Raw genomic sequence first — 9925 nt, 5'->3', positions numbered from 1 at the left:
AGGGAGTTACGTTTGGTCGTATGCTTTTTCATGGACTCGCCCTCGCTGTCGTTGGCTTCTTAAGAATGCCACCGTGGCGCTACAGACGCCTCGGCTTGGGCGAGTCCATCCAATTACAGGTCTTTGCCGCGTTTGCGCACATCAAGCCATCCGCGTCAGGTTCATTTCCTCAACGCCCCCGGTCACCTTGCTCCTGAGCGTTCAACTGAATGGGCACCCCATCTTTCATCGGTCTGGGATCAGGACTGCCAGGTTGATTCTGGATCAGCGGATCGAATGAAAAAATGGGATTCTCTGGTTCTGTCTGACTCATGCTCACCAGCGGCAGGTAGCGCCCTGTTTGGGTGTAGTAGTCCCGTTGGATATATTGGCTCTGCTCAAGGCTGGGGTACGACGTCACATTTGACCTATGGACGACGGCCTCCAGTGGTATGAGCGCCGGGACGTCGGTCGGCCACGCGGCGACCATTATTTCGTTATAGCCACCCTTTACGAACTTTTCGGTTACTTGGTTGGCGACAGCGAATTGTCTGGCACTGTTCGTGAACGCGCAGGATGAAATGCCGGTGTTCTTATAGTTTCGTGTCCAAATGATCAAATTGGTCACGCCTGACGTTTCACATACTCCCGCAAAGGTACAAGGGTCTGGTGAACCGCTGGTACCTGCTTCATAAGGATATGCGCAACGTACCGTGATTGGAGTCGGTGCAGGCGAATCAGAACTTTTGAATATAAGTCCGGAGAAGCCAAACATGACTTTAATTCCCAAGTCTGCGCGCAGGTAAGAGAATGACACGCCGTTATTTATTATCGAGCCCGGGCTGGGGTTCCATGAATGATATTCGGTACTCGCCCAAACACCGCGCAGCAATATTCCATTGCAGTAAAACGCAGCGTTACCATCCGGGCACTCTGGTCGAGTGTCCATGTAGCGCGCATTCATCCGTGCGGCCACCTCGTAGCCGATATACAGCTGTTCCTCTGGAGAGTACGTGAAAATATTCTGTTGCGGCTCCGATAGGTTTATTTTCAATACTGGAAGCCAGCGGTCGGTCTCTTTGAAATAATCCAATTGATGACGCTGTGCTTCCAGGAGTGAGTTTTCCTGCGTTGGATCATGAAAAATCGCGACTGCAGGTATCGCTTCAGGCGTTTTTTCCCAATTTTTGACCAGTAACAGGTTTGGTTTGATCGACCACTCAGAGCCCAGCATATCGTGTGCTTGCACGCCTACCATGAATTGCACTGGATCGCGGGTACTCACTGAACATTGACGATCGGGATTGCTGTCTACCTTTTGGAAATGTTCCAGCCAGTCTTGAGCGGTAGTAACGCGAGCGGACAAACATGAGCTTTGATCCAGTTCGGCTGACTGCAAGTCGGAAGGTGTAAGGCAGCCGTAGTGAGTCCAGTCTATTTTAATGCTCGGCGCGAAGGGATACGCACACAGTACGTCCAATACAGGTGAGTTCGGAAGGTCGCCTGTGACTTTCCCAACCACAACACCACTTCTGGTGGCGAGGGTGCGGGTACCGATATCGGCACGCAAATAAGTCAAGGGTTCGGCACCCAATCGCTCTGACGTTAAATCATGACGCCAGAACGGTAAATATGCTTCTTTAGCCTTGCCGTGCAGCAGTACTCCGCTGCACAGATAGGCAGCGCCGCCGTCGATACCTGTGCACGTGTCCTGTAATAGTTTGTAGCGAGAATTGAGCAGCTCTGCTGTTTCTTGTCCGGTCACGGCCCATGCAAGGGGGATGGCATTTATCATTAAAGTAAGCAGGCCGGTGGCAACGTATTTTAATTGCATGATCTGAACTTCCTATTCATTGAAAATTCCTGTCCCTCCTCTAATTAAAGAGCGGGGTTCTGTAACTGTCCACTGTCAGAAGTGACAGGTTGGGAAGGTAAAACGACGAGCGGTTTTTTGAGGTTGGACGTTTAAGCGCCTTTGGCTGGGATTTTATGTGGACACCAGCCGCAAGTTGCAGGGACTGTAGCAGCACTTGCCGAAGAGCGCATAACTACGCGAGACCAACAGAGGACTTCGCTGTGTTGCCTACACCTCGATGCAGGCCAGCACAGTCTGTACGGGATCTATTCAACTTCAAAGGATTGCGCTATGAGGATCAGCGTGGTCCGCTCGTGATTTTCAAGCCATCCGCGTCAGGTTCATTTCCTCCAGGGCGCCGACCAGCGCATCCGTGTCGTCGAAGGGCAGGGCGTGTACCGTGCGCCAGGTCGGGCGTTCCACGTAGATCTTGCCTTCAGCGTTCACCAGCACCGGGGTATGCAGGATCGTGCTGTCTCTGGAGCGGTGGATGATCGCTATTTGCCCGTCCTGACCCGTTTCAATGGCGAACATACCGGGTCGCGGCAGGCGTTGTTCAATCGACAGGGGTTGCGGCGGGCGGGGTTTGCTCGGTGCTACCGCGGTGTCCAGCTCAACCCGGTAATCACCCTTGAGAAAGCTGGATCTAAGGCTCAACTGATCACTCACCGTGGCACCCGGATCAAAGGCTGGCGGCCTGGCCAGTCCAAGCCTGACGTCGGTGACCCGCAATCCGATACCACCCTCCAGCTCGGCGAGTCCCGGAACGATTTTCTCGAACGTATTGGAGTGGGTGTTGCCGACTAAAGCGATCCATTTATGTGCGCCCATGACTTGCTGATGCTTGCGAATCGTGCGGGACGCGAAATAGCTGAACATCTGATGGCGCGTGGTAAGGGTTTCGTTGTCGATGCCCTTGATGTAGTAGCTGGCCGTGCAATCCAGGGCGCGCACTTCGATACCGCTCTGTCGGGCCTTGATCACCAGGTTTTCGAAGGTGTAGATCTTGCCGGCGTCGGTTTTGTGACCTGCATCCAGCTGCTTCAGGTCGTGCAGCAACGTTTTGCTGATCTCGCCGGTCTCGAAAAAACGATCCAGATCGGCCTGGTGCAGATCGGTGAGCAGATGCTCCATATACAGTGTTCTGACGTCTCGCCGTGCCAGCAGTGGCAGGTTGTCGATGATCAGTTTCTTGCTGGCAATCGATGCGTGTGATTCACCTACCACTACGCTGTCGGCCGTTACATAAAGATCGGTCAGAAACTCCGCCAGGCTGGCGTCGGGCGTAACCGCAGGCAAATCGGGCCTTGGCGGCAAGTCGATGGAAATGATGGCGCGCGCGTCCGTTTGCAGTTTTGCGCGGAGGGCGAAAAAGCGTTCCTGGAGCGTCCGCTGTTCCGGATCGCTGAGGAAATATTGCGAATCAAGTCCACGGCGCTCGAAGTTCGCCAGTCGGTGCACGCTGCTTCGGTTCGCCACCGGCACTTCGTAGGCTGGATCACTGAGCGACAGCGCAATGGCGGTGGGTGGGTGCTCGCTGATCCAGGCGTGCTGTTCAACCCGCTGCCAGCCGCTGACGACGTCCCAGCGGAAACCGTGCTCGCCGGCGTAACGATCACTGCCCGGTTTGCGGGTAGTCGTGGTTTTCCAGGTGGAGGGGTCCATGTGGACTTCCACTGGCGCCTCTCCGGTCAGATACAGGTATAGGTTGTCATCCAGACGTTGGGCATGGCTGCCCGCGAACATCTGCGCCGGAGCAGGTTCGGAAATGACCGGGTTGGCTACCTGCAAGCGGAAATCAGCCTTGGCAGCCGGGTCGCTGGGGATGTATCCGGCGACATCGGGACTGATGCGGGTCGAGGTTCCGAGCGGGACATCTTCGATCCGTATACTGATAGCGCCTTGCAGCTCGGCGATGCCGGGCAGGTTGTTGTGGGTGCTGGCAAGCTTCTGGTCGAGCAGTGCCACCCAGCGGCGGGACGGGTGCGCCGCGACGTCGCCGCTGATGAGTTTGTGTCCGAAGAAATTGCTCATTTTCTGCGCGGCTGCGAGGTCGCCGACTGCCGCCGCCATGGCGTGCTCGGCATAGGGGTAGCTGACCGCAGAGCTGAACGGGCGAACCTCGATGTTGTAGCGATGGGCGGCTTTAATCAGGTGGTAGTAATCGTATTCGGTGACGTCGGTAACCAGCTCGCCATCGTTGAGATCACGCAGGTGATGTTTGATGTTGTGAGAGCCTGCACGGGAGTGCTGTGCGAGTTTTCGATACTTGGCCAGTTTTTCCAGATGTTGGTCGGTGAACAGGTGCTCGATGTACAGCACTTCGACCCGCTGCTCGGCCAGCAGCGGCATGTTGAGGATGAGCAGGCGCTTGCTGGCCACTGATTTGGGGGCTTCGCCCAATACCAGGCCATGGGTCTTGGCGTAGACGGTTTGCAGCAGGGTCTCAACGCTGGTCGACGCCTCCAGAGTTGGCAATGCGGGGCGTGGCGCAAGTGTCGGCTGCTCGAAAAAAGCGTTGGCGTCGCGATAGAGATTCTGGCGCAACGTGAGATAGGTGCTGCGCATCTCGGCGAAATGGTGGGTGAAGTAGCCTTCAAGGCCCAGTCCGGTAGGGTCGATCATCTTGTCGCTGATGAGGTCTTGCAGGTGAGTGCGCATGTGTTCCGGCAGCTCGTAGGCGCCCACTGCTGGCAAAGCAGCTGTCTCTTCTGTGAGTGGCGTGAAGCCTGCCAGGCCATCAATACCGCCGCCGCTCAGGTGTGTGCGTTCGATCAGCCGCCACTTGCCGTGCGCGTCCAGCTTCACCGGCTGTTTGCCGAAGAACGCAAAGGGATTGGCCGGATCAACGATGTTCCAGACTCTCATCCGGGCGTCGAATTGCACTTGATAGGAGGAGCCGTTCAGGTCGATGTAGTGCTGGCTGTTGACCCGGCTCACGCCCGTGGCATGACCGCTGGCGATGGGTTGCACGTCGCGCAGGGAGACGTCGACGATCAGTTCGCGCTTGATGCCGTTGTGCAAGCCTGTCGTCGTGGCGTCGCCCTCGTGCGCCAGAGGTTGCCAGGCACCGGCGGCGCTCTGGCTGACGAACTGGCCGGTCACCTGGGGCTCGCCGGACAACTGTGTGCTTCGGAATACCGGCGCGTGGCCGTTGGCGTTGGCCTGGCCGATCCAGAGCGGTTCGTTGTCCACGCGCACCGGGAACAGGTCGGAATATTTGGGCAGGTCGGCCGTGTGCTCGACAGGTTTGAGCACCGATTGTCGTCCTGTCTGGTAGTTGAGTCGTCGCAACACGCCGCCAAAGCCCTTCAGACCGACGCTCGCATCGCCTGCGGCGCCGAGACTGTTGAGCATCGAGGCCAGAATGTAGACGCTGGCGGTTTCGCTGTCGCCTTCTCGCAACGCCTGAAACGCGCGCACGCTGTCATGCACGGCCAGCAACGCACCGACGGCAAAACTTGCTGGTGGAAATGGCAACGTGACCACCGTGGCGATCACTTCAACAGTGCTCCAGATCAGCCGGGCGATCATCTCGTTGCGTCCGGTTGTGGTCTCCGCCACGTCACGAAGTCTGCGCATGAGCGGCCGATTGAAGCAGGCGTCCGCGAAGTCTGCAATGGGCTCTTTGGGTATGACGGGAGGTTTGTTGGCGTTGCCCTGGCGCATGTCGTGAAGGAAGAACGACAGATTTTTTCGCGCATTGATGCGGCAGCGATCCTTGTAATAATCGATCACGCCCGAGGTCTTGAGTGACTCGGTGAAGTCGCCGAACAGACGAAACTCGATGCCGTCGGGTGCTTGCGGTGTGTACAGCAGGGCAGCCTGGCGTACCGTGGTCGGCAGGATCACGAAGCAGCCCTGCACCGTCTCCAGGTGAGTCAGTTGCGTGCTGGGAATGACCAGTTGGTCCACACCGGTCAGACCGGAAGCAATGAACGGTTTGTCAATGTGGATTTGCAGGGGATAAACCGGGTGCTGCCTGCGGCTCTCCGGATCATTCAGATGGACGTGATCAACCGACGCGCGCAGCCAGGCATATTGTTGCCCGTTGATATGCCCTTTGAGGCGGCTGCGCAACGCCGCCGCTTTCATCTGCAACTGGGTCATCAGTACGCTGGTCTTGCGGCGATATTCATAGCCTTCGTCGTCAGGGTTGAGCACCGTGCTTTTGATCAAACCGATGTAGTCGTCGCCCAGCCACTTGCCGCGCACCGAGCCTGCAACTCTGGCAGGTGACAGGGCACTCAGATCTACGCCATCCGGACCGCTGAATTCGGCTTGGGTGTCGGCGCTGGAGTGGATGAAATCGATGCTGTCGTCGTAGCCGTTGAGCAACATGTCCGTGTAAGTGATGGTTTCCCGCTCGCTGGTGATCACAATGAGATCGGGGTCTACCGTGCCTGCGGGCTTGCTCAGCAGTTGGTTGATTTTCTGGCTGGCCCGTTGATGCACGTAATCCTTGAACGGTCGCACGCGGGTGTGAGGTTTGGCCTGGTAATTTCTTGACGCGCCTGCGGCGGCATCTTCCAGTGCCAGTAGCTCCTGGCGTTGTGCCGCGCTGGCCTGCAGGTACCATTGAGGCGTGTGGCTGGCCTGTTCGGAAAGCGCCACGCGCACATGCTCTTCGGTAAGAATACGCAAGCCAGCGGCGTAATCCGGGAGGTCGATCATTTGGAGGAAGTTGGCCGGCAAGGAAGGTCTTAGCCTGAGCACGGCCAATTGCTCGCGCAGTTCTGGGCGGGAGGAAAACTCGACCTGCTTGATCAAATACTCGCAGAGTTCATCCGAGGCTATCCAGCCGACCAACTCGTGCAGCAACTGGGTTTCATTATTGAAGGCAATAAAGCGCCTGGAGCGTGGCGCATCTGCCGCGACCATCACCAGGCGAACCAGTTGCCCGTGGTTGTCTTCCTTGCGCACGACCAACAGTTTTCCCAGCACATTGCGATTGTTCAGTTTGATCTGCTGAACCCGCAGCGTTGGGTCAGCGGCTGCCCGTGTCGGGTCCGCAACCGTCTCGAAAAGAGCAAAGTCCGCAGGCTGAATATGGGCCTGCATTTTTGCCGCGTACGCCAGCGCGTTGATCTGCGTGCGGGTCAGGTCATCCATGAGCTGCCGGTGCCTTTCGTGCTGATAAGTCCTGCGCTGGAATTCACCGAAGACCATTCGCACGTTCAGTTCATCGACCACTCGCGCAAGCCATGTCGGGTTTAACGAGGAGTAGGTTGCGTCCAGCGGGTCACCGTGAAGGCTGAGGGTGGTGTGGTTGAGAAAGGGCGATCCGTCCAGGCGATCACCCGGATGCAAGCCATACAAGGCCAGTTCCAGCAGCGTGCGAGTCACGGTGTACGGCTCGCCCGTCAACGGCAGCGTGCGCTGCGTGCTGACCATGATGGTGCTGGGGTCCAGCTCAAAGCCGAGGTCATCAGCCATTCTGGTACGCAGATTCGCCTCGGCTAAGCGTTCCGGCGAGGCCGCCGGCCCAAGCGCGCTGAGCGTGGCTGTACGGGCTTCATCGTAATGACGCAGATGTGTGGCGTAGGTATTCAGGTCATCCGGGCTGGCGATCTTGATCCAGTCCGGCAGGTTTTGCCGGTAGCGGCTCTCAAGGTAAGCGAACTCGCGCAGTTCCAGCATCGCGGTCGGCCCGAACAGTCCGCGCATGTCGATAGCGTTTTGAATCAGCATGCGACTTTTTTGTCGCCCATCGGAGTGTTCTTTGGCGCAGGCGTACAGGACATCGTCGCGTTGTTTGTTCAGCAGGCTGTCGAGGCCGTAGGTAAAAGGTTCCTTGGTCAGCGGCTGCAACTGCACGTCGGCGTCGATGAACGGCTCCAGGTGCAGGTCCGGATCCTTGTTTATATCCGCCAGCAGATCTTGATGACGCTGTCGCAGGTTATTCAACAATACGTCCTTGAACTGCGGAGCGTTGAGCCACTGGACCAGCGTTTCGCGCATCGCGGCCTGGCTAGCAAACCCCGCTGTCCCGGAGCCCGGCAGCATCAGCAGGGTTCGGCCCCGCGCCAGGCACATAACCAGCGCGCCGGCGACTTCAGCCAGTGCGTCATCATGCAGTTGCAGGTGCAGGGAATAGGTTGTGGTTGTGGAGGCGGTCGGGGTTTGCAGTCGGGCAGGCGAGGTGGGCAGGCAGGCGGCGTAGTCCGGATCAAGGTCTCGCTCGTGAATCTTGACGCTCAACTCGTCATGCAAGGAGCGCTTCATGCCGGTGATGAAGAGTTCGTAACGACGCTCGCCCGTTTGGCTGGGCGCGTCCCAATAGTCATTGATTCGCTGCTGCAGACGGGAAACCTCCGACGCGCGCTGGGCGGAGTTCCCCGCTGCCAGAGCGTTCAATAACACCTCATCGGGCGCAGGCAATGCCTTGAGCTCATTAGCCAGACTGGCGCTCAGCTCGCCAAGCCTTTTCAGCGCGGCCGTGGCCATGGGCAAAGTTACGGTGGGAAATTGAGGAACCGGGGTCAGTGTCTGCATCTGATTTCTGCTTCTCGATAGGCACCTTGAAAAAGCGCCGACATGATTGAGAGCCATAAGGCCGTTGAGGATTGGCTCAATCAATCAGAAGCGGAGGAGGGTTGGGGGGTAGATAGTTATTGAGGACAGTGCCGGCTGTGTTTTTTGCATCGGAAACGTCCCACAAATCCTGTCCCCAATCCTGACTGACAGTCGTTGCATCTACGCGCAAAGTTCTGCCTTTCCCCAGGCCAAGGACTCGCCCATGCTCACCCCCGCCAACCAAGCCACCTTCACGCTGGATATCCCGGGAGTTGAGCATCAGCTTCGCGTGCTGAGCTTCATCGCTAACGAGGCCGTCAGCCGGCCTTTCAGCGTGCGTATCGAACTGGTCAGCGAGCGGGCCAATCTTGCGCTGGAAGACCTGCTGCACCGGCAGGCTTTTCTGGCCTTTGACGCCATGGGCAATGGCCTGCACGGGCAGATCAGCGAGATCGCCCAGGGCGATTCCGGCAAGCGTTTCACCCACTATTTCGTCCGCCTGGTGCCCAATCTGCTGCGCCTGGAACATCGACACAATCAGCGGATTTTCCAGAACCAGAGCGTGCCGGAGATCATCGCCCTGGTGCTCAAGGACCACGGCATTCTCGCCGATGAGTTTGCGTTTAAATTGGGCGACAAAACCTGCCCGCCACGCGACTACTGCACCCAGTACCACGAAACCGATCTGCATTTCGTGCGCCGCCTGTGTGAAGAAGAGGGTCTGTCCTTCCACTTTGAGCACAGCCGCGACCGGCACCTGCTGATCTTCGCCGACGATCCTGTCGCACTGCCTGAACTGAAAGGTCCTACGGCCTACCTGCAAGGCAACGGACTGGTGGCCGAAACACCGGTGATCAACGCGTTCAGCGTGCGCCTCGCCACCCGCACCGGCAAAGTCAGTCGCCAGACCTATGATTTCGAACAACCCGGGATCGACATGCGGGCCAGTGCGAAGCTGGCGGACGGGCGCGTGGATCTTGAGGACTACCGCTATCCGGCGCCCTTCAATGACCGGCAGCTCGGCGCGCGACAGGCGCAAGTCGTGCTGGAACGGCATCGCAGCGACTATCAACTGGCCAGCGGCAAAAGCAATCAACCGACGCTGCGCAGCGGCCATTTGCTGACCCTCGCCGAACATCCCCGTGAGGACTGGAATGGCCAATGGCTGCTGACGGCCGTGCTCCATGAAGGCAAACAGCCGCAGGTGCTGGAAGAGTACAGCGACCGTGCCGCGCAGCCCGGCGAGTTCACCCAGGGCTATCAAAACCACTTCGAAGCGATTCCCGGTTTGGTGCCGTTTCGTCCGCCACTCAAGCACCCCAAACCGCGCATCCTCGGCAGCCAGCACGCCATCGTCAGCGGCCCACCGGGCGAAGAAATCCATTGCGATGCGTACGGCCGGGTCAAGGTCAAGTTCTACTGGGACCGCGAAGGCGTGCAAAACGAACACGCCAGCTGCTGGCTGCGCGTCGCCACCGGCTGGGCCCACGAACAATACGGTACGGCGATGATTCCAAGGGTCGGCATGGAAGTGGTGGTCGGCTACTTCGAGGCCGATCCCGACCAACCCTACGT

3 protein-coding genes are annotated in these 9925 nt (G+C 58.2%); 1 reads left to right on the top strand and 2 read right to left on the bottom strand.

What is annotated here, in order from left to right:
* Positions 1-169 precede the first annotated feature (169 nt).
* The gene (locus ACP7E4_RS30005; protein ID WP_426119848.1) at positions 170-1813 is read right to left on the bottom strand and encodes a hypothetical protein; all 1644 of its coding nucleotides are present in this window, start codon (positions 1811-1813) and stop codon (positions 170-172) included.
* 342 nt (positions 1814-2155) lie between these two features.
* Positions 2156-8329 (bottom strand): membrane-targeted effector domain-containing toxin, encoded by a 6174-nt coding sequence (locus ACP7E4_RS30000; protein ID WP_426119846.1) that lies wholly within the window; start codon positions 8327-8329, stop codon positions 2156-2158.
* 244 nt (positions 8330-8573) lie between these two features.
* Here ACP7E4_RS30000 and tssI point away from each other — a divergent pair.
* Positions 8574-9925: type VI secretion system tip protein TssI/VgrG (gene tssI, locus ACP7E4_RS29995; RefSeq protein WP_426224907.1), on the top strand; the 1352-nt coding region annotated here is incomplete at its 3' end.

The sequence above is a fragment of the Pseudomonas sp. DSP3-2-3 genome, assembly GCF_049898225.1.
Lineage (GTDB): Bacteria > Pseudomonadota > Gammaproteobacteria > Pseudomonadales > Pseudomonadaceae > Aquipseudomonas.
This window is presented reverse-complemented; position numbering and strand designations above follow the sequence as displayed.

What these genes read in the sequence shown, in the direction of transcription:
- ACP7E4_RS30005 (WP_426119848.1), bottom strand. Translation starts at nt 1,813, where the DNA reads ATGCAATTAAAATACGTTGCCACCGGCCTGCTTACTTTAATGATAAAT.
- ACP7E4_RS30000 (WP_426119846.1), bottom strand. Translation starts at nt 8,329, where the DNA reads ATGCAGACACTGACCCCGGTTCCTCAATTTCCCACCGTAACTTTGCCC.